The following is a 24015-nucleotide window of genomic DNA, read 5'->3' as shown; positions in this document are numbered from 1 at the left end:
AGAAGGCGTTTTTCGAAGGGGCCGGGCCGGAGAAGCGGGAAGTGGGTAAGTTCTCGTCTGAAGACGGGAAGACACAGGTCGGAAAGGAAAAGTCCGGGCGGGAAGAAGGGCCCGGCTGAGCCGTTGATGCAGGGCTATCTCGGATGCTCCAGCCCCCAGATGTGGATGAGCTGCTCCCGTTTTTTCGCATCGGGAAGAAGAGTATGCAGAAGGGCGTGAAAGCGGGGGCCGTGATTCATGACTCTGAGGTGACAGAGCTCATGACATAAAACGTAGTCGATGAGAGGAAGCGGCATGGCGATAAGCTGGACGGCCAGAGTGATTTCGCCTCTGGCGGAGCAACTGCCCCAGCGACGTTTCAGGGAACGTACGACAAGAGAGGAGACGTGCCTGTCGTCGTTGAACACGCTGCGGGTGAGGCGGTCCATGCGGGAAAGACGCCGGCCGAGTACAAGATGCGCCATGTTTTTCTGCCAGCGGCGGAAGGCTCGCTCCAGGGCTTTGGCGTCCGCTTCGGCATCGCCCCCACGGCAGCGGCAGGGCAGTTCCAGAACGTGACCGACAAGTCGGGCCATTGCGTTTTTGGGGGCGGGCACGGGGCGGATCGTGAAGGGGCGGGCCAGATAAAGCGTGGTGGCGCCGTCGCGGGCGGGAACGCATGGTCCGCGATGCGCGGCAAAGAAGGTTCGCTTTTCCTGAATCCAGGTCAGGCGGGCGCGCATGAAGGAGAAGACCCGGGACATCGGCAGCCCGGCCGGAGCTCTGACGCGTACGGATCCGTCGGCTTTCACCGTCATGCGCAGGCTGCGGCATCCGTCGCGCTGAAAGAGAAAGTCCAGATCCGTGCCGGGCAGCGTGAGCTGTTTTTCTTCCACGATGCGACGGTCAGACTTTCGGCGGGAGCGTCGGGACGGGGCGGACGGACTCAGCGCAGCCATCGGCGGCTCGACGGAAAAAGGAGACAGGCGCAGCTTGCCGTCATAAGGGCGAAAAGCACACCCAGAATCATGAGCTCCGTCGCTCCGGCTCCGGGCAGAGCACGCAGCATGTCCAGCACGGAGATGAGACAGCAGCCGCCCCATGCCGGAACGAAGCCTGCGTTGCCGCAGACGACAAGAACATGCCTCAGGGCAAAAAAGCGCCACGCCGCGGCGATCATGCCCGCCCTGTTTGAATGAATGAGCGGAACGGGATGGTCTCCGGGCAGCAGCGCGCCGTGAAAGACAAGAACGAGGAGAAGAATCATGGACAGAACGCCGAACGTCCGGACGGCGAGCGGTCTGGGAGTGTCAGGACCGGGACGGGGCAGCAGAGCGGCGGCTGTTTTGTAGGAAATGTAGAGCAGCGGACAGGAAAGAAGCGGCGCAAGAAAAAGGGCCGTCATGGGCAGCATGAGGGACGGAAGGCCGAGCCAGTGAAAGAACGGTCGCGCACCGGCAAGAAAGACGAGAGCGAAGAGCGCAAAGGAAAAGAGCATGGCGCGGGCCGTTTCCTTCACGATGTCGCGCAGAGGTCGCGTTTCATCCGGCCAGCCGTGGAGCACGGGAGGAAGCGTGAGCGACAGGGAGGTGATGAGCGCAAAGGCCAGCCAGCCCGGCTGAGGGGAAAGACAGTCGTCGAGAGAAAGAAAATCGGCGCAGATGAGAACAAGCCATCCCACAAAGGGGATGGCTGTCAGTGCAAGAACGAAAAGAGAGAAGAAGCGCGGCAGGAGACTCATTCTTCAGCGGCAAGTCTCTTGAGCAGGTCTTCCATGCCCACCACCCCGACAAGTCGGCCGTTTTCCTGAACGGGCAGCGTATAGTAACGCTGCTCCACCATGAGCGATGCAATTTCCTCTACCGGCGTGTCGGGCGTAATGGCATGAGGGTCGGTGCTCATGACTTCACCCACGGTGCTTGCGGCCATGCGGCGCAGCTCGCGGGAGAACTTGCCCGGCATCTGCATGGGAATGGCTCCGCCGAGCAGAAGAAAATACCCGGGAGTCTCCAGCTTCTTGTCCAGCGAGATGAGGTCGGACTGCGTGAGTATGCCGATGAGCTTGTCATTTTCCACAACGGGAAGGCCGTTGAAATGGCCGTCAAGCAGAAGCCTGGCCGCGTCGCGCAGCGTGGTTTCCCGTGTGACGGTGACGGGATTTGTGGTCATGATGTCGGCAGCAGTCTTCATGATATTCCTCCAGCGTGGAAGGTTCTTGTCCAGTGACAACGCTCCTTGCGTTGTATTCATTAAAGAAAGAAGGATGAAGACTGTCAAGGGATACTTGCCGCATGACGGGGAATCTCAGTCAGCCATGACGGCGTTGACGCAGCAGAGCGCGTTCAGCGTGCGGGGAAAGCCCATGAGCGGAAGACAGGTTTCCAGAGCATCAATGAGCTTCTGCTTTTCGTTGCCTACGTTCGCGTTGCCCTGTACGTGGCTTTTCACCTGCGACTCGCATCCGCCGAGAGCGCTGATGATGCAGAAGGTGAGAAGTTCGCGGGTTTTCAGATCAAGGCCGCTTCTTGTGTAGACGTCGCCGAAGCAGAAGGCGGACAGATGATCGACCATGATGGCCTTCTCTTTTTCCTTCGCTGCGGCGTGCATGGCGTCGATGACGTCGCCGAAAATGCTCTTTTGCACGGCGAGGCCCTTTTCAAAGCGGTCGTCTTCCGTCACTGTTGCCCGGCTTTCCAGCGGCAGGGCAAGGCCACGGGCGGCAAAGACCCCGTTGACGGGGCGCAGCGCGTTTTTCGTTCGGGGAATGCCGATGTAGGGAGCGCACTGGTAGAGCGCTTCCCGGATTATGACGGGCGAAATGCCTTCATCAAGCGCCGTTTCCGCCAGCGTTTTCACGTCGTCGCTCTGAAGAGCGGCAAGTACGGCAAGCTGAAGGAGACGACGTGTTTCTCTGTCGAGCGGACTTTTGCGGCTGAATGCGGCCTTTTCGAGACGCCCGTTCATGGCGTCGAGGTCGGGATCGGGCTGAACGTCATGCAGGTCCAAAACTGCGTCTGACGATTCGTTGATGCTGGTCATGGCTGACTCCGTAAGTTGTTGTGTGTGCAGTCGGAACGCGCTTTTCAGAAACGGAAAGGGCTGGCGATCCTGTCCGAAGATTACAGAAGGCGGAGCCTGTGACGCGACTTTCCGGGCTGACATGACATCATAGAGCTCCCGTATCGGACGGCAAGTCTTGTTTCTCTCTGATTCTTGCCTGAATCTGCCGAGTTGTGGAGCGTCATCATGCTGTCTGCCGGAGTGTTTTCTGTCGGACGGGAGTGTGAAGGCGGCCAGGGAAAACAGCTTGAAAGACAAATGCTGGCAGGCTTCACAAGTCCTCCTGCGCCTGTCCAAAAGAGCGCCCGATCTGGAGACAGAGAGGGGAAAAGAGGAAAAAATAAAAATTATTTTTATTTTTATCATACTGATATATAACACATTTTTTATTTTTTACGTAAAAAGGACAAAAAAAATCGTTTCTGCCCCTTTTCAACTCCAAAACCGGGCTTATTTATGGTTCGTCGCCGGGAGCGAAGGTTCCCGGGGGCAGCGCTTCCCGCGCTGTTTCTTTTGTACTTCGTCCGACATTTGTCGGTGAAGCGCGGGAGCTATTCTTTTACAACAATCTTTTTGGGAGGATATGGGTAATGAAACCCCTGAATGACCGTGTGCTCGTGAAACGCCTTGAATCCGAAGAAAAGACCGCCGGTGGTCTGTTCATCCCCGATGCCGCCAAGGAAAAGCCCTCCAAGGGTGAAGTCATTGCCTGCGGTCCCGGCAAGCTGAATGAAAAGGGCGAGCACGTCGCCATGGAAGTGAAGCCCGGTGACGTCGTGCTCTTCGCCAAGTATGCCGGTACCGAAATCAAGGTCAACGGCGCCGATCACATCATCATGCGCGAAGAAGACATCCTCGCCATCCTCGACTAACTTCCTCTATTTTTTCAGGAGAACATATCATGTCTGCTAAAGAGATTCTTTTTGATGCCAAGGCCCGCGAACGTCTGGCCATGGGCGTGGATAAGCTTGCCAATGCCGTGAAGGTTACCCTTGGCCCCAAGGGCCGCAACGTGCTCATTGAAAAGGCCTACGGCGCTCCCGTCATCACCAAGGACGGCGTGACCGTGGCCAAGGAAATCGAACTTGAAGACAAGTTCGAGAACATGGGCGCTCAGCTCGTCCGCGAAGTGGCCTCCAAGACCAACGACGCCGCCGGCGACGGTACCACCACCGCCACCGTTCTGGCTCAGGCCATTTATCATGAAGGTGTGAAGCTTGTGGCTGCCGGTCGCAACCCCATGCCCATCAAGCGCGGCATCGACAAGGCCGTGGCTGCCATCACCGCTGAGCTCGGCAACATTGCCAAGCCCACCCGCGACCAGAAGGAAATCGCTCAGGTCGGCACCATTTCCGCCAACTCCGACGCCACCATCGGCAACATCATTGCCGAAGCCATGAGCAAGGTCGGCAAGGAAGGCGTCATCACCGTTGAAGAAGCCAAGGGCCTTGAAACCACCCTCGAAACCGTGGAAGGCATGCAGTTCGACCGCGGTTACCTGTCCCCCTATTTCGTGACCGATCCCGAAAAGCTGGTGTGCGATCTTGAAAACCCCTTCATCCTGCTCCAGGAAAAGAAGATCACCGGCATGAAGGAAATGCTGCCTGTCCTCGAACAGGTTGCCAAGATGAACCGTCCTCTGCTCATCATCGCCGAAGACGTGGAAGGCGAAGCTCTGGCTACCCTCGTGGTGAACAAGCTGCGCGGAACCCTTCAGGTTGCCGCCGTCAAGGCTCCCGGCTTTGGTGACCGTCGCAAGGCCATGCTGCAGGACATCGCCATTCTTACCGGCGGTACCGTGGCTTCCGACGAAATGGGCGTCAAGCTCGAAAACTTCACCCTGGCCAACCTCGGCACTGCCAAGCGCGTGCACATCGACAAGGACAACACGACCATCGTCGACGGTGCCGGCCAGTCTGCCGACATCAAGGCCCGCGTGGCTCAGATCCGCGCTCAGATCGGCGAAGCCACTTCCGACTACGACCGTGAAAAGCTGCAGGAACGCCTGGCCAAGCTGGTCGGCGGCGTGGCTGTGATCAAGGTCGGCGCTGCTACTGAAACCGAAATGAAGGAAAAGAAGGACCGCGTCGAGGACGCCCTCAACGCTACCCGCGCCGCCGTTGCCGAAGGCATCGTGCCTGGCGGCGGTACTGCCTACATCCGTTGCCTGCCTGTTCTCGACGACATCGAGGCTTCCGAAGAAGAAATGGCCGGTGTGAACATCGTTCGCCGCGCCGTGGAAGAACCTCTGCGTCAGATTGCCGCCAACGCCGGCTTTGAAGGCTCCGTGGTCGTGGAAAAGGTCCGCGAAGGCAAGGACGGCTTCGGCTTCAACGCCGCTACCGGCGAATACGAAGACCTCATGGCTGCCGGTATCATCGACCCCAAGCAGGTTTCCCGTTTCGCTCTGCAGCATGCCTCTTCCGTGGCCGCTCTCCTGCTGACCACCGAATGCGCCATTGCTGAACTGCCCAAGCCCGAGCCTGCTGCTCCCGCTGCGCCCGGCATGGGCGGCATGGGCGGCATGTACTAAAAAATGCCCCGGCGGGCTTTTGCCCGCCGCGCCTGATAAAAAAGGGGAACCGTCTTTGCGGCTCCCCTTTTTTATCAGGCGTCGGGGATGAGGACCTGACGCTGCGGCATGGAAAGCACGGCTGACATGATGCGTTGAAGTCGTGGGCGTTTTTGTCCTGCACCGGACTGGTGTAGGGACGGACTCCGATCAATGTTCAGGAGAGATGTCATGACGGAATATGACGACGAAGGTCGCAGAGTCGTGGAGCCGGAAATTCTGGTGAACGGAACATACCGGAAGGCGTACTCCGACGAGGCCTTTCATTCCAAGCTGCTGCGCTTTGCCGGAAAGATAGGCAGGGAAGGGCTCCGTTCTGCCCTCATCCTTTATTATACGCTGAGGCGCAAGGATCTGCCGGCAAAGACGCGGGCCATCATTTTAGGGGCGCTGGGATATCTTATCCTGCCTGCAGATGTCATTCCCGACCTTGTTCCCGTTCTTGGCTTTACCGATGACATAGGTATTCTTGCCGCTGCGCTTGCCGCCGTGGCCATGTACGTGGACGACGAAACCAGGGCACAGGCTGACGCCGCGCTTGAGCGCTGGCTTGGCGCCGCAGAAAAGGTGCTCGGGAAAGAATAGCGTTTTCTTGAAAATGGCTGCTGCTGTTCCCAAAAGACGGAAAGAGCGGAGGCTTGCAGGGGCCCGTTTTGGGTCCGTTGCAGAAGAGCCTGAGAGGAAAATGTCCGTCCAGTCCTGCGGACTGTCCGAAAAAAGAGTCTCTTCGATCGGCCGAACGGCGTGACATTCCTGTGCTCTTTCCGAAAACTGGAGGAGCGTTGCGGAATGCTTTTTCCCTCAGTTCGTTTCGTTCGGAATTACGCAGCAGATGGCAAAACATCCGGAGAACAGTTCCCGTCATCATCCGCTCAGAAGCTGGGAAAGGGCGGATTCAGGCTTGAGGCGGATTTTTGAAGCAGACGCCGACGGCAGACGGGCTTCCGTTTCTGGGCCGGTCTGCTTTTGGAGAGAAGCATGCCGTCCATCATCGAGTGAAGAATTTTTCCGAGGCAGGGAAAAAGGCTTGCCATTTTCGGAAAAACGGGATATGTACGTCCTTCGTATGTCCGCAGGGACATGCACAGCACTTGCCTGTAATGGAAAAAGTCGCCTCTCTTTTGAGCGGCGCACCTGCACCGACCGACGGGAACAGGTCATCATGCCTGCCAGCATCATTCAGGGAGTGTGCGCCGCATAAAGCGGCTTCCGGTTCGCCGGTTTACCTGTAATATGGGAAGCAGGCTTCATTTCTGACCCGTTTTTCGGAGGTTTTAATGTACGCTATTGTTGAAGTGCTCGGCAAGCAGTACCGCGTTCAGGAAGGCAACAAGGTGGTTGTCGACCTCATGAACGCTGAAAAGGACAGCGAAGTGTCCCTCGACCGCGTGCTCATGATCGGCGGCGAAAACACCAAGATCGGCACCCCTGTCGTGGAAGGCGCCAAGGTGACCGCCAAGGTCGTTGATCACATCCTCGGCGACAAGATCGTGGTGTTCAAGCACAAGCGCCGCAAGGCCGAACGTCGCACCCAGGGCCATCGTCAGGAATACACCGTTCTTACTGTTACCGGTATCGTCGCCTAACGGGCGTACCGTTATTTTCCAAGGAGTTTCATCATGGCACATAAAAAAGCAGGCGGCAGCTCCCGCAACGGTCGTGACAGTGAAGGTCAGCGCAGAGGCGTGAAGCGCTTCGGCGGCCAGCATGTTCTTGCCGGCAACATCATCGTTCGTCAGCTCGGCACCGTGGTTTATCCCGGCGCCAACGTCGGCATGGGCCGCGACTACACCCTTTTCGCCAAGTGCGACGGCGTGGTGAAGTTTGAAAAGTTCCTCCGCAAGCGTCGCGTGCACAAGCGCGTGAGCATCGTGCCCGCGGAAGCCGCGGCGTAATTGCGCTTACGGCATGATTTGTTGGGGCGAGAAGGGCCATGGCTCTTCTCGCCCTTTGTGTCTTTTTTCGGGGAAGCAGGCCTTTTGCCGCATCCGGCGGCTTGCCCGGCGGCATCCCCCTCTCTGAATCCGACGCGTGCCGCATCTGCCGGCGGCGTCCGTCGAGCGAATGCCGTTTTCTGCTTCGTGAGAAGGATGTCGTTTCGTTAGTGAGCAGAACAGTCTCCGCGTCCCGGGCGGCGGACGGAATCCTTTTGCCGCCGCCATGCGGTGTTGCGTCCCAATCGTGAGGAAAGCATATGAAATTTGTGGATGAAGCCACCATTCAGGTAAAGGCCGGCAAGGGAGGAAACGGCTGTGTTTCCTTCCGCCGTGAAAAGTTCGTGGCCAAGGGCGGCCCTGACGGCGGCAACGGCGGCGACGGCGGCAACGTGTACGCCCGCGCCTCTACCAGACTGTACAGTCTGTACGATTTCCGTCTGAAGCGTATTTACGAGGCTCCCAACGGTCAGGGGGGCATGGGCAGTCAGTGTGACGGTCACAAGGGCGAGGATCTCATCATTGAGCTTCCCGCGGGAACGCAGCTCTATGAACGCACCGGCGAAGGCGAAGTGCTTTTTGCCGATATTTCCGATCCCGAAAAGCTGGTGCTGCTTGCAGCGGGCGGTCGCGGCGGCAAGGGCAACGAGCATTTCAAGTCCTCCACCATGCGTGCGCCGCGCTTTGCGCAGAAGGGCGAACCCGGCGAGGAACGCAGCTTCCGTCTGGAACTCAAGATTCTGGCCGACGCCGGACTTCTCGGTCTGCCCAATGCCGGTAAGTCCACCTTTCTTTCCCGTGTGTCCGCGGCCCGTCCCAAGATTGCGGACTATCCCTTTACCACGCTGACCCCCAACCTCGGCGTGCTCATTGACGACTGTGATCCCGACAGGCGCATGGTCATTGCCGACATCCCCGGCCTCATTGAGGGCGCGCACGCCGGTCAGGGCCTTGGTGACCGCTTTTTGCGTCACGTGGAGCGCACGCGTTTTCTCGTGCACATTCTCAGCATTGAGGACGTGAACCTCGAGTCGGAGAATCCCTGGGAAGGTTTTGACCTCATCAACGAAGAGCTCTCCCGCTTTGATCCGGAACTTGCGCTGCGTCGTCAGATAGAGGTCGTCAACAAGATAGACCTGCGCACGCCGGAGGAGCTTGAGGCCGTCAAAGCCCGGGCGAAGGCCGACGGGCGCGACATCGTGTTCGTTTCCGCCCGTGAGAGCATAGGGCTCGACGAGCTTGTGGAACGTATGTGGAAGTTGCGCGACGAACTGGATTTCAATGACCCCTTCGTCCATTATCAGGAGGAAGTGGTGGTTGATGAAGAGTTCCCCGACATTGAAGTGATATGGACGCGTGAATAATGAATACCCGTGAAAAGACGCTGAAAACGGCGCACACCCTTGTGGTGAAGGTGGGCAGCGCCGTACTTACCACGGCCGACGGTCTGCACCTTTCCGTGCTGTACAATCTCGTGGAACAACTGGCCCGTCTGGTTCGTCAGGGCAGGCGTGTCTGTCTGGTCAGTTCCGGCGCCGTGGCGGCCGGAAGAACGGCGTTGCCCGACCGCGGCCGCACCGTGGTAGGGCTTTCCGGCAAGCAGGCTCTTGCCGCCATAGGTCAGGGCTGCCTCATGCGCGAGTACGAGCACGCCTTTGCCTCGCAGGGACTTCTGTGCGCTCAGGTGCTGCTCACCAGGGATGACCTGCGCAGTCGCACCCGCTTTCTCAATGCCCGCAACACCTTCATGAACCTGCTCGACTGGGGCGTGGTGCCCATTGTCAATGAGAACGATACCGTGGCCGTGCAGGAACTCAAGTTCGGCGACAATGACCAGCTTGCGAGTCTTCTGCTCAATCTGGTGGAAGGGGATCTTTACATCAATCTTACGAGCGCAGACGGCGTTCTGGCGATCAATCCCGAAAAGGTGGCTCCCGGCGAGGTTGTTCCCTATCTTGACAGCATAGAGGACATCGCCTCTCTGGACATAGAGTCTCTTTGCGGCGCCAAGACCAGCGTGGGAACCGGCGGCATGCGCTCCAAGCTCATGGCCGCCCGTCGGGCGGCTCAGCTCGGCGTGCCCACGCTCATTCTGCCCGGGCGTCGTCCCGACATTCTTGACCGCGCCTTTGCCGGCGAGCAGGTGGGTACCTGGGTATGTCCTGCGGAACAGTCCGTATCCCGCCGCAAGTACTGGATGGCCTATCAGTCCGAGCCTCAGGGCAGCGTTCTGGTTGACGAGGGCGCGGCCCGTGCGCTGGAAGAAAAGGGCGGAAGTCTGCTGCCCGGCGGCGTGACGGCCGTGGAAGGCAGCTTTGAGCCCGGAGCTCTCGTGCGCGTCATCTGCGGGGAGCATCACATAGGCGTTGGCCTCACCAACTATTCTTCGGAGGACCTTGAACGCATCAAGGGGCTTCGTCGCGTGGAAGTGGCCGCCGTTCTCGGTGATGCCCATTATCCCGAGGTCATCCATCGCGACAATCTGCTCATCAACGCGGCAGTATAGTCGCGTGTTTTTTGGACACAAAAGGGCCGGCATCTGCCTTGTGCAGCGCCGGCCCTGATGTTTTAAGTCTTTTATGATCAGACGAACATGCCGAAGTTGTTCATGGTGTCGAGAGACGTGCCTTCCGACGGCGCTTCTTCCACGTCGGGTGCGGCGTTGAGCTCGGCCAGCCTCTTTTTCCAGACCGAGACCTGCGCCAGAAAGTCGTTCACGGCAAGGCTCAGCGTGTCGGGGGTGAGGGCGTTGTCGTCGAATCTTTTCCAGAGCACGACGCGGCCGAGCGCCCCGTGCACGGAGAGCGCCGCGCCGCCGGTTTTGGCGCCGAGCAGTGAGGCTTCGAGCAGCGCAAGACAGGCGTCTTTCGAGAGGGCGGAGGCGTCGCCTATTTCGCAGTACATGAAGAGCGCGTGATCTTCCCCGTCGTGGGTGAAGGTGACTTCGTCCCGACTGTCGAACAGCAGCGCGCAGCTGCCGTCCACGTCGGGGGCAAGACCGTCAATGCCCAGAGAGCTGCCGAAGCTCTCGAGCGCGGTGTTCCATTCCATGGCAAAACTCCTTGATGAGCGTGGGCTCATGCTTTTATTCCGGGACTGTCCTCGGGAGGGAAGGAGCCCGGCTCCTTCCCCGGTCATGCTTACGGTCTGTAGTACTTGGAAAGCAGGGGGAAGAGGTCCGCATGGTCGGCTATCACCTTTTCGATGCCGCGCATGAAGGAGTCCGCGTCCTTGTTCCATTCCCTGGCGAACTCTTCCCGTATGGCGTCGAGCAGCTCCTGCCTGTCCTGCATGCATCTTTCGGCCAGGGGCGCGGGAGCGGTGGCCGCCGTCTGCACGAGCTTGTCCAGTACGTTGCGGGACTGGCAGAGCGGATTGGTGAGGCGCTGAAGTCTGTCGGCCTCCAGGGCAAGTTCTCTCCGTATGGCCTCCGCGTTTCGTGTGGGCTTCTCGCCCGCCTTGCCGTGCAGGAAGGCAAAGCGCTCGGGGTTGAATTCCTGCGTGCGGCCTATGTCCAGAGAGTCCGCGGCATTGAGCAGCATGGCTTCCAGCGTCTGCCCGCGGTGGGCGTCGATGCTGTCCTTCACGGCCTGTTCGTAGTCCGCGCCCATGGCCGTCGCGCCGAAGGCAGCCTTCATGGCATCCACGGTCATGTTGGCGCTTCTGTCCTCCCAGCGGTCGGTTCCGCCGCCCTGTCTGCCGAGATCGTGTCCCGTGATGCCGCACAGAACGGCGTTGCGGTCAATGGGAACGCCCTGTTCTTCCAGTATGGAGCACATGGTCGAGGCAAAGATGAACGCGCGGGCGATGTGGCCGCGTCCGTGCACTGAGGTGCCGCGCTCGAAGGTCCGTTCATGGTTCATGTAGGTATCGAGATTGGCAAGGAGAAACTCTCTTCTCTCCGTACCGTTTGCGGGCATGGCCGCAGGCATGGCTGCGGTGGGGAAGGCCGGATAGCCCGGATGCGTCCGGTCGAGAGCGGCGGCTGTTTGCGGGGCCACCTCGTGCAGGGCTTCGCGGGCGGACTGCGGGATCAGCGACAGTTCTGCCGTGAAGGTGGGCACGTTCTTGAACTCGACATTGGTTACTCTCGCGGTATTGAAGGCGTTGCGCTGCATGAGCAGTACCGTGGCGTTCATCACGCCGAAATCCTCGGAATCCGCCAGCGCTTCGTCTCCGGAGCGCTGGCCGATCTGCAGGAGCTGACCCATGAGCTGCAGCTGTTCGGGAGCATTCAGACGGGTCTGAAGACGCTGCATGGCCTGCTTGTCCACGGCGGGAGTTCCGTTCTCGAGCATGGCCAGAGACATGAAGGAGATGCGGTCGAGTTCGGCGGCCTTGTCGTCCGCGCCGAAGTCGGCGTCTCCGAGCGATGTGATGAAGGCGTTGAGATCATCGGAAGCGCGCTGCATGAGCGCTCCGGTACGCCGGAAGACATCGTCCGGGGAAGGTGCGGTATCGGCGTTTATGAGCTCGCGCAGCATCTCGGCCTGTGCCGTGGCATGGGTATGGATGATGCGCAGTTCTTCCGGAGAGCGCAGAACCCTTGCGCTGCATACCCAGTAGGCGAAGGCATCCTTCTGCGCCTCTGTGGCGAAGGGAAGATGCTCAAGTTCGGCCAGAAGTTTGGCCTTCTGCTGCAGCATGGGCTTCGCCATCTTCTGGAAGGCATGTCGGACCAGACTCTCTGGCTCCAGGCTTGCCAGCCCCCGGTTCTTCATGTCTGCCTTGACGGTCTGCACGAACTTTTCGGCCAGACTGCCGAGGGCGTTGCCTTCGAGACGGAGCGTTCCCGGAGCAAGATTGCCGCCTATCTGCTCGGCTTCGATGAACTGTGCGATATGTCCCGGGAGATCCGTGAGCACGGCTTCGACTTCGGCGTCAATGCGTTCTCTGTCCAGATGACTGAGCTGGAACGTCTGTTCTTCCTGATGCAGCCTGTTGATGCCTTCCACTTCCCTGCCGAGGTCGAAGTTTTCGATGAGGTTCACATGGATGCCCGTGCGTTCCTCAAAGGCGGCCATGCGGATCTTCAGGGCTTCGAGGTTCTCTTCCGGCACGTCGTCGATGTTGATGCGTATTTCGGCAATGTCGCGGGAGGGAATGAGCGGGCCCTGTATCTGCGCTTCTATGTACTGCGCTCCGGTCAGGTGCACGCGGGGGTGACTGCCGTCGGCGTTCTTCATGGCGGCCATGGCAAGGGCATTGCCGTCAAAATTGCTCATATGGGGAATGAGCGCTTCGAGATTGTCGTGCGTGGCCAGAAGGCTGCGCGTGGCGGCGCGGTCGCCGAAGCAGTCCAGGAGCAGTCCCTTGAAGCGCGCCGCCTGGTCCATGTCGGTGAGATTGATGTCCGAGGGCAGGGCGATGAAGGCTGAAGCGCGGGCGTCCGGCACTTTTGCAATGCTGTCGAACCAGTTTTCCAGCGCCTTGTGTTCCTTGGAGTTCACGTCCCGGCAGGCCGTGGTGAATTCTTCCGGAAGTCCCGCGCCGTCCAGAAGAGCGTAGAAGCTGGTGCGTCGCTCCTGCGACATGTTGACCACGGGCGCATAGAATGTGTCTTCGGCAATGTAGGTCGCGCGTCTTGCCACATCGTCCTTCAGCACTATGGCCGCCGATCCGTAGCCCGCTCCTGCGGATACGGCGCCTATTCTGCGGCCCTGAACGTTGAGCGCGCCGTACACGGGGCGCTCGTCGGCCTGCACGGCGTGTCCTTCCAGCTCGGGGAACAGCAGCCGTTCCGCGGCGTCGCGGCGGGCAAGGTAGCCTTCGCCCTTGATCAGCGTCTCTTCTTCGGCCAGATGAAAGATGTTCTTCATGGGCTCGTCGGGATGCGCCATGATGCCGCTCTCGCTCAAAAGCACGTCCACGTCGACGTTGATGGTGAGTTCCGCGCTGCGCAGAACGTCGGCCATCTCCTTTACGGACACGGAAGGAAGATCCCTGCGGCGAAGCGCTTCCGCTTCTTTGGCGGCCGTCTTTTCTCTCGTCGTGGCGCTTTCGGCCGCAGTCTCCACGAGCGTGCGGAGGTTGGCGGGCGAAATGTCGTGGGGCTGCGCCGGGGCCATGGCCGCGCCCTGAGCGCCGTATTCCTCGCTGAGACGCGGAGGCATTCTGAGGGCCGTGAGTGAGGCGTCTTCTGGATGCGCGGTCGCAAGGTCGTCCACCATGCCGCGCACGGAGCGGTTGCTCACTTCCTTGAGTACGAGTGCCTGAAGATCGAACAGCAGCGAGGCGGCGCTGCGGGCGTCTCCGGCTTTGGCGTTGATCTGTCCTTCGCGCATGAGCGCGCTTTGCAGCAGGTCCATGTCTCCGGAGGTGAAGGCCTGGTACACGGCGGCGAGTTCCGCATTGCTCAGGTTCTCCACGGCGGGCGCAAAGGCCCACAGCGTGCTTTCCTTCTGCTGAGGCGAAAGCTGACCGAGCTTGTCGAGCCTTGTCATGAAGTCCTGCGCCGTCTTGAGGCAGCCGAGAAGAGACTTGGCGTTCAGCGTTCCGGGCTCCTTGAGCACCTGAAGTGTGTCGTTGGCGGTTTTTGTGAGACCTTCCTTGCCTCTGACAACTTTTGTGGCAGCTGTAAAGCCCTGAAAGGGAACCTTGTTGGCCTTTATGGAATCCAGACGGATGGGCTCTCCCTTGCCGAGCTGTACCTTATGTTCGCCGAATACGCCGGTTTTTTCTGTAACACCGCGGGATGCAAGCTGATTATGCAATATCTGGTCGGGCTGTATGCGTGGCATACGGGGTCCTCCTGGATGAAAGGTGATGGGAGTTACCTGTCATGTAGCAAGTTTCATGCCAGAGGCAGACTTCTTCACAGGTCAGAAGCCTTCATGAAAAAAATAGCTGGTTGTACAGGGGTTGTCTACCGGGGAGGGCTGTTCGGAAGGCGTTCGGGAAAGTTCCCGTCAGCATGAGTGCGGTCGAGGGAAGCAAAGGAAGACGAAATCTTTCCAGAAGTCGGTAAAATAAGAAAAAACGGAAAAATTTTTGAAAGCAGCAAAAAAAGGCTTGCCAGTCAGGACGATTTTCTATAAGTTGCAGCTCGTGCCCAGGTGGTGGAATTGGTAGACACACTATCTTGAGGTGGTAGCGCCGAATGGCGTGGGAGTTCGAGTCTCCCCCTGGGCACCAGCAGAAAGCAAGAGCCGCAGACATGGATCTGCGGCTTTTTCGTTTTTAATCGCGTAAAAATCTGTGAGTAGTGTGCGTCTCCAGACGCAAAAGCCGTGGACAAACGACAAACGCCCGCGGCAGACAGGGGACTGTGCTTCCGCGGGCGTGGGGAAGGTCTGGAGCTGCGTTCTCCAGACGGCCGGAACGGCTTCGTATTCCGGCATGGGAGGGGACGGCTCAGTTCAGGGGAATATTCGGCGCGCGGTCAAGCAGCACCCGGCAGTCGTGCAGTATGGCGTCGATGATGTCCCGAACGGGGCGAACACTTCGAATCAGGCCTGTGCTCTGGCCTGCCATGATGGCGCCGTTGGCATGATCGCCTTCCAGCATTCCCCGGCGGGAGGAGTTGGCGGCAAGAGCGAGCACTTTGGCCTTGGCTTCAGTCCAGGGGTAATCGGCCTCTGCGGCGGCGATTTTGGCGGTCAGGGCGTTTCTCATCTGACGGCAGGGTTCTCCGGTGCAGAAGCCCGCTTCCGTGGTGGCGAAGTCTCCGGCGTTCACGATGGCTGCCTTGGAGTCGGGATGAATGTCGGCTTCTTCGGACGCCAGAAATACGGTGCCCATTTCTATGCCGCAGGCGCCGAGCATGAGGGCAGCCGCCATGCCGCGTCCGTCGGAGATGCCGCCGGAGGCCGCCACAGGGACGGTAGCGATGTCTGCTACCTGCGGGACGGCCGCCATGGTGCCCTGAAAAGTGATGTGTCCGCCGCCGTCGCGGCCTTTTACGATGAGCACGTCCGTGCCCGCTTCCTGGGCGACAAGCGCGTCCTGTACGGTGAACACCTTGGTCAGAATGGTCAGTCCGGCCTTCTTGAAGTTTTCAAAATGCCTGCACGCAAAGTCGGGATCCAGATGATGGGTTTCGTCGCAGAGCGTGTCCAGATGAAGATAACGGACTCCTTCCTCTTTCAGCAGAGCTGTGATCGTGTTCAGCTTTTCGTCGGAGATGAAGCGGGGATGGAAGCCGAGATTGACGGCGAAGGGGCGGTCGGTGAGCGATCTTGTCTTCGCGATCTGGTCGCGGATGAAATCCGGCACACCCGCGCCGGTTCCGAGAACGCCGAGCCCGCCGGCCTCACCGACGGCGGCGACGAGGGGTGCCGTGCTGATCCACGCCATGGGGCCCTGAATGATGGGTTTTTCCACGCCGAGGACTCGGCAGAGGCTGTTGTTCATGATGTTCTCCTTGGAAAAGAGGATTAATTGAAAATCCAGCCCATCAGATACCAGTAGGGCAGCTGAAGAACGAGGAATGAGACGAAGGTGACGGCGCTTTTGATGCTGGCGAGCATGATGAAGTCGCGCATGGTCATCATGCCGAAGCTGAAGATGACCACGAGCGTGGTGATTTCATGGGGCAGAAAATACATATCCGCACCGAGCACGATGCACATCATTGCCGTAACCGGCTGCAGATTCAGAGAAAGGGCTATCTGCGTGAACGGGGCGCTGAGGGCTGCGAACATGGCGCTGGCGCTGAGGACGAAATTGGCGAGGGCGCATATCACGAGAATGATGATGAACACGATGCTCGGGGAGAGGGACGTCAGCAGGGGAAGGGCGGTTTCCTTGATGAAGGGGGTGAATCCCAGTTCCATGCCCACGACGCCGATGCTCATGCAGGCGGCCATGAAGGCCAGCACGTTGATGTTGACGCGGCTGATGGACTTGGTCGTGCCGGCGCGCAGCGCTGGAGTGAACAGAAGGTACGGCAACACCATGAAGGCATAGTTCAGCGAGTAGCCGTGCACCGGTTGCAGGAGAACATAAATGAACAGGGCAGTCACCACGACGCAGATGTGTTTTTCTTCCGACGTGAGCGGACCGAGCTTCCTGAGTTCCTCTTCGAAATATTCTCGTCCGTTGCCTTGCGTGACGAAGGTTTCGGTCTTGAACAGCTTGGTCAGCAGCCATACGAAGAAGACGTCAGCGAAAAGCTGGGGCCAGTTGTAGATGATGCAGGTGTACCAGGGCAGCATGGTGCTTTCCTGACCGGGCACGAGGCGCATGCCCTGTTCCAGCAGACCCAGAGTAACGGGGGTGTAAATGAAGGCCGAAGAGCCGAACGCTCCCACGGCGGCCACAATCATAATGATGGCCGATTCCTTGCAGGGCTTCTCATAGCCGAACACCTTGCACAGTCCGAAGGCCAGCGTGGCGATGATGATGTAGCCGCGTGTGAACGTGAGAATGGAAAGAATGATGCCGGCGAAGAGAAAACCGTACAGCGCTCCGGTATAGGTGCCGCCGGTTTTGCTGATGCACCACATGCATATGCGCCTGAGAATGCCGACTTCTTCCATGACGTTTGCCAGAATGAACGCGCCGAGACTCATGAAAATGACGGTGTTGGTCCACGGTTTGAGAGCCACGGATTCCGGCACGAGTCCGCTCGCGATAAAGAGCGTGCTGAGCAGCATGGATGCCGCTACGACGGGCAGCAGCTCAAAAGCGAGTATGCTGATGAAGAATACGGAAAAGGAGAAGAACAAACGCAGCTGCGGGGTGAAGTATTCGCTTGCGGGAATGCAGGTGACGGCTGCTGCCAGTGCGAAGGTGATGATCCACTTGATGAGCACGGTGCGGTCGCTGCCGGAGATGCTGATTGCCATGTGAACCTCGTTCGAGATGCGGAAGAGAATGGGGGCGTCCGCCCCGTTCCGGTGCGGGGCGGACGGTGGGGAGCTAGTCTTCGAGTCCGAACAGGCGGGCGGCGTTGCCGTACATGATGTCCGGCAGTACCTCTTCACGGATGCCGCAGCTCAGCCAGTAGTCCACGGCGAACTGCATGGTGCAGCGGGGGAAGGCGGAGCCGAAGAGAATGCGGTCGCGAAGCATGTAGTTCGCCGCCTTGGCGAGCAGCATGCCGGCAGGGGAGTTCGGCATGGTTCCGTCGGGGGAGATGTAGATGTTGCCGTTCCAGAAGGCGAGATCGATGACTTCCAGCGTACGGGGACCGCCGCCGTGACAGAGCACGAAGTTCACCTTGTTGCGGTAGATGCCGGAAATTTCTTCCAGTGCGGCGAGCTGTTCCAGGGACATGGAGCGGAATGTGATGAGCACCGGAATGCCGTGCTGCGCGCAGATGTCGTAGATGAACATGGCGCGCTTGTCGTTGAGCATCCAGTTGGGCTTGTCGATGGCGGGTTCCACGGCCACGCCGCGGCAGGGACCGTTGACCACGTACTTGTTGATCTGAGCCTCGATTTCATCCGGCGTGTGATAGACGGGGGAAATGCCGGGAACGCCGAGAATGCGGCCCGGATACTTTTCCATGAGTTCCACGAGTTCGCCGTTGTCGGTGGGAGCGCGGTGATTGCAGGGGTCGCCCCAGGCGGCACGGTAGGGTGCCACGGCCAGATCCACGCCGGCGGTATCCATTTCTTGGATGAAGTCATCCATGCTGCGGGAATCGATGGTACGGGAAAGATCGGGGCAGCCGCTCTGGAAGTTGCCCTTGCGGAGAGTGCTTTCCTTGTCGAAAAGGCAGAAGGGATGACCTTCATTCATGAAGGCCTTGAAGGGGGGACGGCAGCGCATGTCGGCTATCTTCATACCGTAACGCATAAGGAACCTCGCTTATTGATGGTTGCAGTATACGGGGACAATGTTTGCCTGTACTGTTGCAAGATACGGGCCATTGTAAAGTTTTTCATTTATTTCAATATATTGCCATAAAAAGAGAAAAGATGATCATGTTCAAAAAAGGACAATATATGCACCGTTCTGCAAAAGAAGGGACAATGCGACTTGTCCTTTTTTGTGAACTGAAGGTGAATATGTGGGAAAAAGGCCGGTTTTCTGAGGGACAGACAGGGACAAAAGGGACAATATATTGTCCCTTACGGCATGAAAAAAGGCATGACCCCGAAAGGTCATGCCTGCGTTTGTGCGGAAAAAGGCTTACTTGAAGGTGTCGTACAGCGTTACGCCGGGATTGCCTTCTTCCAGTCCGAGGAAGCGTGCGGCGTTGTCATAGAGCACCTTGGGCAGCACTTCCTGACGGAAGCCGGCCTTCAGGTAGAAGTCGCGGATGAACTTCTGATCCTGGAGCGGGTAGGCGGATCCGAACATGAGCTGATCCTGCAGCAGGTAATTGGCGGCATCCACATAGGCCTGCCAGCCGGGCATGTTGACCAGATAGCGGTCGATGCACACGAACAGATTGGGATACATGGCACATACGGCGCTCATCTGGGTGAACCAGGGCCATGCGCCGTGGTACAGACAAAGCTTCATGCGGGGGAAGCGCTTGAGTACGGCTTCCACTCTCTGGGGCATGTAGGCCGTGACGTCGGGATAGCCGGGGCCGCCGAAAGTCACGGAAACCGGCAGGTTGCGATCCTGGCACAGCTCAAACACGGGAGAGAGGCGCTCATCGTCGAAATACATGGCGCTCTGCCCTGCGGGGGAGACGGCAGGTTCCACGTTGACGCCGGTAAAGGGACCGTTGACGGCATATTCCTCCACTTCGCGGAGGCAGGTTTCCATGTCGTACACGTCCACGCCCACCATGCCGTAGAAGGTGTTCGGCATCTTTTCAATGAGCTCTTTGATTTCTTCGTTGGCGTCCGTGGTCTTGCCTCGACGCACCGCGCATACGCCCTTCACGATGTTTGCCGCCTTCATTTCGGCCATGAACATGTCAAACGATTTCTGTCTGGCGGATTCGGCCACGGGGCAGCCTCCGAACAGGGGCGCGCCCTGGAATTTCTTTTCCGTGAAGGCTACGGTGTTCACGTTGAAGCGGAGCGGGGGACGGCAGCGCATATCGATGGTTCTCATGACGGTCTCCTTTTTTGACGGAACGTTTCTCTCCCTGTCGGAGAGTGGATGGAAAACGTCATGCAAAAATCGTACCAGAAAGGCATGACGTCCCGGCGGGCGTCACTTGCCGCCGAGCAGGCCGAGCTTTCTGAGGCGGAAGCGCAGGGTGCTGGGGTGGAGTCCGAGCACGGCGGCGGCGCCGTTCGGCCCCTTGATCTTCCAGTTGCAGGATTCCATCACGTTTCGGTAATGCTCGGCCATGACGTCGGAGGAGCGCATGGAGCGCTGCGTCCGTGCCGGTTCCGCTTTTCCGAGCGCTGCGTGACGCTGCGTGGTGGGGCCTGCGGCAAAGTCGCAGGAGAGGCGCATGTGGTCGTGATCGGGCGAAATGGCCATGGCTTCCATGAGCACGTTCTGCAGTTCTCGTATGTTGCCCGGCCAGGAATGGGCATGGAGTTTTTCCATTTCTCCGTCGGCCAGGTGCATGGAGGGAATCTTGAAGTCCCGGCAGAGCTTTTCGAGCAGGTGATGCACGATGACGGGCAGATCGTCCAGCCTCTCGCGCAGGGGCGGCAGTGCGATGTGCGCGCCGTTGAGGCGGAAGTAGAGATCGGCGCGGAATTTGCCTTCTTCTATCATGGCGGGCAGATCCTGGTTGGTGGCCGCTACGATGCGCGTGTTGATGCGGATGGGGCGCGAGGCTCCCACGGGCACGATTTCCTGTTCCTGCAGCACGCGCAGCAGGCGGGCCTGCATGTCCATGGGCAGCTCGCCGACTTCGTCCAGAAAAAGCGTGCCGCCGTCGGCCCGTTCAAAGTAGCCCTTGTGATCACGCATGGCGCCCGTGAAGGAACCTTTGCGGTGGCCGAACAGTTCGCTGTCGATGAGGGCGGAAGGAATGGCGCCGCAGTTGAGCGCAATGAAAGGCCCGTCGTGCCGGGGAGACTGTTCATGTATCATGCGGGCGATGAGTTCCTTGCCGCTGCCGGTTTCGCCGGTGACAAGAACGGGAATGTCGTGCATGGCCACAAGGCCCGTGCGTTCGATCACCTGCTGCAATCCGAGCTGATCCTGAAGAATGTCGCGGGCCTGACTGGTATGGAGGCTTCTTTTGAGGCGCTGATTCTCCCGCTGGGCGTCCTTGAGATTGTTTTCCAGTTCCTGACATTTCTGGTAGTTGCTCACGGCAATGCACAGTACGGGGCGCAGGGTGTCGAGCAGCTTGAGCTCGTCGGGCGAGAACGGGCCGGAGAAGCGGCATTCGCCGATGGGTCGGGATTTGTCCCACAGCACGATGTCGTACCAGGGCAGCGGCATGGGCGGATGGTCGCTCATGGTGCATCTGCGGCAGAAGATGACGAGCGGGTGATGCGCATCGCTGATGAGTTCTCCGCCGTGATTCTTCAGCGATATCATCTCATCGAGACGCGCCTTGCTGAGCAGCGGACCGTAGTAGGTGGACGTGCCCGTCAGGGAAGCCCGCAGGTGCAGATTGTTGGCTGATCCCTGTTCCTGCATGAAATAGGTGGCAAGCCTGATCTCCTGACACGGCATGACGGTGGAGAGATAGGAGAGAAGCTGTCCGAGGCCTTCCTGAAGATTGAGGGTCTTCAGCAGATGTTCCGTAGCCTGCTCAAAAAATTCAGCCTTATGTACGCTCATGGGATAACCTTGCCATGCACTGATGAGAAACGGCGCAGAATGCTTTTCGTTGTGTGATGGTGGGATGATAGCAAAGAATGACGCACCAGAAAAGCGAGGAAGGCGCGCGTCGCAGGTGGAGCTTTTGCAGAACGCCCTTTTGCCCGTGCATGACGACAGTCCTGCGAGCAGAGCAGCACACGTTTTTTGCGAGATTTGCCAGCCTGGGGCGGGACGCTTGCCGAACAGGATGCGGACACGGCGTGCCTGCGGGATGATGGATGGTGCCGAAAGGATGAAGGCGGCTTTTCGACGTGAGATGGAGCAGAATGGAAGTCAATGTTCCGGGCAGGGAATTCCTGCGGAAAGAACACAGGCAGACGGTCAGTTTGCTCGAAGCTTCATTTCTTCCTGAACCTTCTTGACGAAATCGGAAGGAGAAATGCCGAGGGCGTGGGCCAGGGCAAAGACGGTGGTCATGCTTACGGAGCGCCTGCCTCCCTCAATGCCCACGATGTAGACGCGCTGCAGTCCGGCATGATCAGCCAGCGCCTGCTGGGTGAGATGCCTTTTCTGCCGTTCGCGAAGAAGTACGGTGCCTATGGCCGTCTGGAGAAGGGGATTGGATTCCATGGGTCACAAGTAGCCGGTAACCTGATTGAAAAAGTATATTGAAGTATACATTATAAAAGAAAGAGGTTTTTTTCCAAAGAGGCTTTTCGAGTTACGGGAAAAGGAACGGTACAGGATGATCGTTGATCAAATGGGGCTTCAATGTGTTTTGTCCATGGCCGTGGTGCATTGGCGGGATATTTTTTCTGCATGGCAGGAAGCAGGCCGACAGTGGTGGTCTTGAAGGTGACCGGGGCAGGAGGCACTGCCGTGACGTTGCGGAGGAACCTCATGTTCCGAGACGTTACGTCCGCAAAGGTCGTGGGAATGCCTGATGGCGCAGTTTCAGTTCGATGTTTTTGCCATGTTCATAGACGGAGAAATGGTCTCGAGCATTCCGCCGGAGCAGATGCTTCGGAGCCTGTAGGCATGCCGGTTCCGAAGAAGGCCGAAAGACATTCTGTCCGTGTTCTGATAGGAAAATACCGGAGAGGAAAAGAGCATACCTCGAACAATGAAGGTATAAGCCATTCATGAGTCATAGCGGCATGAAAAATTTACGGAAGAATTTCGGAAAGGGACAGGCGGAAGCCCTGGCGTGTCTTGCCCTGGCGGTTCTGCTTGGCCTTGGAGGAATGTCCAGATGCACGCTGAAAAACGGTGAGAATGCAGAACGTCCGGGACTTGAACTCGTCGTGCTGCATACCAACGACACGCATTCATATCTTGCGGGCACGGACGGACACGGCAACGCCAGCCTTGACGGCACGGGAAGCTCGGGAGGACTCGGCCGCGCGGCAGCAGCCATGAAGGCAGCCCGTGAGGGCCGCGACAACGTGATTGCCGTGGATGCCGGGGATCAGTTTCAGGGCACGCTCTTCTACAGCGTAAACAAGTGGCCGCTCATTGCAGACGTCGACGCCGAGGTCCCCTGGGACGCCATGACGCTGGGCAATCACGAATTCGACGAGGGCTGCGAAGAGCTGGCCCGTTTTGTTGCGGCAACGCCCCTGCCTGTGCTGGCGGCCAATCTTGCGCCGGAGCAGGGCTGTCCGCTCCGCGAAAGCCGCGTGCAGTCTCACATTGTAAGGAGCGTGCGCGGCGAAAAGGTGGGCATTGTGGGACTGGCGAACGACAAGGTCGCCACGCTTGCCGCCGCCTGTCCGCACACGGCTTTTTTGCCGGCGGCGGAGACACTCGCCCGGGAGGTCAAGTTGCTTGAGGCAGAGGGCGTGAAGCACATCGTTGCCGTCACGCATCTCGGACTTCCTGAAGACAGGGCGCTTGCCCGTTCCGTGAACGGCGTGGATGTCATCGTGGGAGGGCATACGCACAGCTTTCTTGGTCCCGCGCCTTCCGACGGACCGTATCCCGTGGTGGAGCATTCGCCGGACGGTTCTCCCGTGCTGGTGGTGACGGCCGGACGCGGGGCAAGGTATCTCGGCGAGCTCACCGTGGATTTTGATGAAGACGGCGTTCCTCGCTCGTGGCGCGGTTCCGCCGCTGAGCTGACGGCCGGCATGCCTGTGGACCCGGCCGTGCAGAATCTCATCACGCATTACGCGGCTACGCTGGAAGACCTGCGCTCAGAGGTGGTGGGAAGACACGCCCTGTCCCTGCCCGACGGCATGGACCTGTGCCGGAAGGAAGACTGCCTCGGCGGCATGGTCACCACCGACGCCATGCTGGAATATGCCCGGCCCTTCGGCGCCGAGGTTGCGCTCTGCAACGGCGGAGCACTGCGCGCGGCGCTTCCAGCGGGAACGATCACCCGGGGCGACGTGCTTTCCGTTCACCCTTTCGGCAATGCGGTGCTGGTGCGTGCGTACAGCGGACAAGATCTGCTCGATGCCCTGGAACACGGCGTGGCGGACGAGAGAGCCGAGGGGCCGCGCCTTCTGCAGGTCGCCGGACTTCGCTATGAGGTGGATGCCCGACGTCCGGTTGGAGCGCGCGTGCTTCGCGCAGAAATCATTGATGAGAAGGGCCGCGCCCGCCCGGTCGACCCTGCCTCCTCCTATATCGTCACCCTCTCCGATTATCTCGCAGACGGCGGCGACGGCTATGCCATGCTCAAAAAAGGCCGCCCCGTCCCCGCTCAAGACCCCCTCGTGCTCGACGTCGTCACGGATTACCTCCGCGTCCATGATCCCCTCTCCGCGCCCCGCAGCGGACGCATCGTAAGAGTCAGATGAGCGGCGGAAGAGGGATAGGGAGATAAGGAAGAACGTGGGGGAAGGGGGAAACTTTTGAAAAAGTTTCCCCCTTCCCCCA

Annotated in this window: 20 protein-coding genes and 1 tRNA gene; 9 read left to right on the top strand and 12 right to left on the bottom strand. The window is 59.1% G+C overall.

Annotated features, from left to right (window positions below):
• Nucleotides 1–134: 134 nt before the first annotated feature.
• The 4 genes from Q0J81_RS00420 to Q0J81_RS00405 all read right to left on the bottom strand — a co-directional run bounded on the left by Q0J81_RS00420 (nucleotide 135) and on the right by Q0J81_RS00405 (nucleotide 3018).
• Complete coding sequence (locus tag Q0J81_RS00420; protein WP_294445414.1) at nucleotides 135–875, bottom strand: SprT family zinc-dependent metalloprotease; 741 nt, start codon at nucleotides 873–875, stop codon at nucleotides 135–137.
• Nucleotides 876–925: 50 nt separating this feature from the next.
• Complete coding sequence (locus Q0J81_RS00415) at nucleotides 926–1720, bottom strand: hypothetical protein (RefSeq protein WP_294445413.1); 795 nt, start codon at nucleotides 1718–1720, stop codon at nucleotides 926–928.
• Nucleotides 1717–2169, bottom strand: a complete 453-nt coding sequence (locus Q0J81_RS00410) for a CBS domain-containing protein (RefSeq protein WP_294445412.1) — start codon at nucleotides 2167–2169, stop codon at nucleotides 1717–1719. Before Q0J81_RS00410 ends, Q0J81_RS00415 begins: the two co-directional genes overlap by 4 nt.
• Nucleotides 2170–2283: 114 nt before the next feature.
• Entirely contained in the window at nucleotides 2284–3018 is a 735-nt protein-coding gene (locus Q0J81_RS00405; protein ID WP_294445411.1) for a carboxymuconolactone decarboxylase family protein, read from the bottom strand.
• A gap of 611 nt (nucleotides 3019–3629) precedes the next feature.
• Here Q0J81_RS00405 and groES point away from each other — a divergent pair.
• The 7 genes from groES to proB all read left to right on the top strand — a co-directional run bounded on the left by groES (nucleotide 3630) and on the right by proB (nucleotide 10051).
• Nucleotides 3630–3911, top strand: coding sequence for a co-chaperone GroES (groES, locus tag Q0J81_RS00400; RefSeq protein ID WP_294445410.1), 282 nt, complete (start codon nucleotides 3630–3632; stop codon nucleotides 3909–3911).
• 29 nt (nucleotides 3912–3940) lie between these two features.
• The gene (gene groL, locus Q0J81_RS00395) at nucleotides 3941–5572 is read left to right on the top strand and encodes a chaperonin GroEL (RefSeq protein ID WP_294445409.1); all 1632 of its coding nucleotides are present in this window, start codon (nucleotides 3941–3943) and stop codon (nucleotides 5570–5572) included.
• A gap of 210 nt (nucleotides 5573–5782) precedes the next feature.
• Nucleotides 5783–6196, top strand: a complete 414-nt coding sequence (locus Q0J81_RS00390) for a DUF1232 domain-containing protein (RefSeq protein ID WP_294445408.1) — start codon at nucleotides 5783–5785, stop codon at nucleotides 6194–6196.
• A gap of 692 nt (nucleotides 6197–6888) precedes the next feature.
• A complete protein-coding gene (gene rplU / locus Q0J81_RS00385) occupies nucleotides 6889–7197 on the top strand; it encodes a 50S ribosomal protein L21 (RefSeq protein WP_294445407.1) in 309 nt (102 codons plus the stop codon).
• A gap of 33 nt (nucleotides 7198–7230) precedes the next feature.
• Nucleotides 7231–7506, top strand: coding sequence for a 50S ribosomal protein L27 (gene rpmA / locus Q0J81_RS00380; RefSeq protein ID WP_294445406.1), 276 nt, complete (start codon nucleotides 7231–7233; stop codon nucleotides 7504–7506).
• A 299-nt stretch (nucleotides 7507–7805) separates the two neighbouring features.
• Nucleotides 7806–8909: a GTPase ObgE gene (gene obgE, locus Q0J81_RS00375; RefSeq protein WP_294445405.1), complete on the top strand. Its 1104-nt coding sequence runs from the start codon at nucleotides 7806–7808 to the stop codon at nucleotides 8907–8909.
• Complete coding sequence (gene proB, locus Q0J81_RS00370) at nucleotides 8909–10051, top strand: glutamate 5-kinase (RefSeq protein WP_294445404.1); 1143 nt, start codon at nucleotides 8909–8911, stop codon at nucleotides 10049–10051. Before obgE ends, proB begins: the two co-directional genes overlap by 1 nt.
• Nucleotides 10052–10128: 77 nt before the next feature.
• On the opposite strand, the gene Q0J81_RS00365 is transcribed toward proB, so the two are convergent.
• Nucleotides 10129–10596 carry a type III secretion system chaperone gene (locus Q0J81_RS00365; protein ID WP_294445403.1) on the bottom strand — a complete coding sequence of 156 codons (468 nt, stop codon included), beginning with the start codon at nucleotides 10594–10596 and terminating at the stop codon, nucleotides 10129–10131.
• Nucleotides 10597–10685: 89 nt separating this feature from the next.
• Entirely contained in the window at nucleotides 10686–14285 is a 3600-nt protein-coding gene (locus tag Q0J81_RS00360; RefSeq protein ID WP_294445402.1) for a DUF3626 domain-containing protein, read from the bottom strand.
• A 309-nt stretch (nucleotides 14286–14594) separates the two neighbouring features.
• Between Q0J81_RS00360 and Q0J81_RS00355 the strand changes: the two genes are divergently transcribed.
• A tRNA-Leu gene (locus Q0J81_RS00355) sits at nucleotides 14595–14679 on the top strand.
• Between the two features lie 219 nt (nucleotides 14680–14898).
• On the opposite strand, the gene Q0J81_RS00350 is transcribed toward Q0J81_RS00355, so the two are convergent.
• The 6 genes from Q0J81_RS00350 to Q0J81_RS00325 form a co-directional block, all read right to left on the bottom strand.
• Nucleotides 14899–15897: a nitronate monooxygenase gene (locus Q0J81_RS00350; protein ID WP_294445401.1), complete on the bottom strand. Its 999-nt coding sequence runs from the start codon at nucleotides 15895–15897 to the stop codon at nucleotides 14899–14901.
• Nucleotides 15898–15920: 23 nt separating this feature from the next.
• On the bottom strand, nucleotides 15921–17333 hold the full coding sequence (locus tag Q0J81_RS00345; protein WP_294445400.1) for an SLC13 family permease: 1413 nt from the start codon (nucleotides 17331–17333) through the stop codon (nucleotides 15921–15923).
• Nucleotides 17334–17406: 73 nt separating this feature from the next.
• The gene (locus tag Q0J81_RS00340) at nucleotides 17407–18288 is read right to left on the bottom strand and encodes an amidohydrolase family protein (protein ID WP_294445399.1); all 882 of its coding nucleotides are present in this window, start codon (nucleotides 18286–18288) and stop codon (nucleotides 17407–17409) included.
• A gap of 336 nt (nucleotides 18289–18624) precedes the next feature.
• Entirely contained in the window at nucleotides 18625–19506 is an 882-nt protein-coding gene (locus Q0J81_RS00335; RefSeq protein WP_294445398.1) for an amidohydrolase family protein, read from the bottom strand.
• Nucleotides 19507–19608: 102 nt separating this feature from the next.
• A complete protein-coding gene (locus Q0J81_RS00330) occupies nucleotides 19609–21150 on the bottom strand; it encodes a sigma-54 dependent transcriptional regulator (RefSeq protein ID WP_294445397.1) in 1542 nt (513 codons plus the stop codon).
• A 363-nt stretch (nucleotides 21151–21513) separates the two neighbouring features.
• Nucleotides 21514–21762 carry a helix-turn-helix transcriptional regulator gene (locus tag Q0J81_RS00325; protein WP_294445396.1) on the bottom strand — a complete coding sequence of 83 codons (249 nt, stop codon included), beginning with the start codon at nucleotides 21760–21762 and terminating at the stop codon, nucleotides 21514–21516.
• Nucleotides 21763–22376: 614 nt separating this feature from the next.
• On the opposite strand from Q0J81_RS00325, the gene Q0J81_RS00320 reads away from it, so the two are divergent.
• Nucleotides 22377–23936 (top strand): 5'-nucleotidase C-terminal domain-containing protein, encoded by a 1560-nt coding sequence (locus tag Q0J81_RS00320; RefSeq protein ID WP_294445395.1) that lies wholly within the window; start codon nucleotides 22377–22379, stop codon nucleotides 23934–23936.
• The last annotated feature ends 79 nt before the right edge of the window (nucleotides 23937–24015 follow it).

The organism is uncultured Mailhella sp. (assembly GCF_944324575.1).
Lineage (GTDB): Bacteria > Desulfobacterota > Desulfovibrionia > Desulfovibrionales > Desulfovibrionaceae > Mailhella.
Note: the sequence above shows the minus strand (reverse complement) of the source record. Positions and strands in the feature narration are given on the sequence as shown.

Bases quoted from the DNA above. Each gene is read 5' to 3' on its own strand.
- proB (WP_294445404.1), top strand. From the start codon at position 8,909: ATGAATACCCGTGAAAAGACGCTGAAAACGGCGCACACCCTTGTGGTG.
- rplU (WP_294445407.1), top strand. From the start codon at position 6,889: ATGTACGCTATTGTTGAAGTGCTCGGCAAGCAGTACCGCGTTCAGGAA.
- Q0J81_RS00320 (WP_294445395.1), top strand. From the start codon at position 22,377: ATGTCCAGATGCACGCTGAAAAACGGTGAGAATGCAGAACGTCCGGGA.
- Q0J81_RS00340 (WP_294445399.1), bottom strand. From the start codon at position 18,288: ATGCGTTACGGTATGAAGATAGCCGACATGCGCTGCCGTCCCCCCTTC.
- Q0J81_RS00345 (WP_294445400.1), bottom strand. From the start codon at position 17,333: ATGGCAATCAGCATCTCCGGCAGCGACCGCACCGTGCTCATCAAGTGG.
- obgE (WP_294445405.1), top strand. From the start codon at position 7,806: ATGAAATTTGTGGATGAAGCCACCATTCAGGTAAAGGCCGGCAAGGGA.
- Q0J81_RS00325 (WP_294445396.1), bottom strand. From the start codon at position 21,762: ATGGAATCCAATCCCCTTCTCCAGACGGCCATAGGCACCGTACTTCTT.
- Q0J81_RS00390 (WP_294445408.1), top strand. From the start codon at position 5,783: ATGACGGAATATGACGACGAAGGTCGCAGAGTCGTGGAGCCGGAAATT.
- Q0J81_RS00360 (WP_294445402.1), bottom strand. From the start codon at position 14,285: ATGCCACGCATACAGCCCGACCAGATATTGCATAATCAGCTTGCATCC.
- groES (WP_294445410.1), top strand. From the start codon at position 3,630: ATGAAACCCCTGAATGACCGTGTGCTCGTGAAACGCCTTGAATCCGAA.
- Q0J81_RS00350 (WP_294445401.1), bottom strand. From the start codon at position 15,897: ATGAACAACAGCCTCTGCCGAGTCCTCGGCGTGGAAAAACCCATCATT.
- Q0J81_RS00335 (WP_294445398.1), bottom strand. From the start codon at position 19,506: ATGAGAACCATCGATATGCGCTGCCGTCCCCCGCTCCGCTTCAACGTG.
- Q0J81_RS00330 (WP_294445397.1), bottom strand. From the start codon at position 21,150: ATGAGCGTACATAAGGCTGAATTTTTTGAGCAGGCTACGGAACATCTG.
- rpmA (WP_294445406.1), top strand. From the start codon at position 7,231: ATGGCACATAAAAAAGCAGGCGGCAGCTCCCGCAACGGTCGTGACAGT.
- Q0J81_RS00410 (WP_294445412.1), bottom strand. From the start codon at position 2,169: ATGAAGACTGCTGCCGACATCATGACCACAAATCCCGTCACCGTCACA.
- Q0J81_RS00365 (WP_294445403.1), bottom strand. From the start codon at position 10,596: ATGGAATGGAACACCGCGCTCGAGAGCTTCGGCAGCTCTCTGGGCATT.
- Q0J81_RS00415 (WP_294445413.1), bottom strand. From the start codon at position 1,720: ATGAGTCTCCTGCCGCGCTTCTTCTCTCTTTTCGTTCTTGCACTGACA.
- Q0J81_RS00405 (WP_294445411.1), bottom strand. From the start codon at position 3,018: ATGACCAGCATCAACGAATCGTCAGACGCAGTTTTGGACCTGCATGAC.
- groL (WP_294445409.1), top strand. From the start codon at position 3,941: ATGTCTGCTAAAGAGATTCTTTTTGATGCCAAGGCCCGCGAACGTCTG.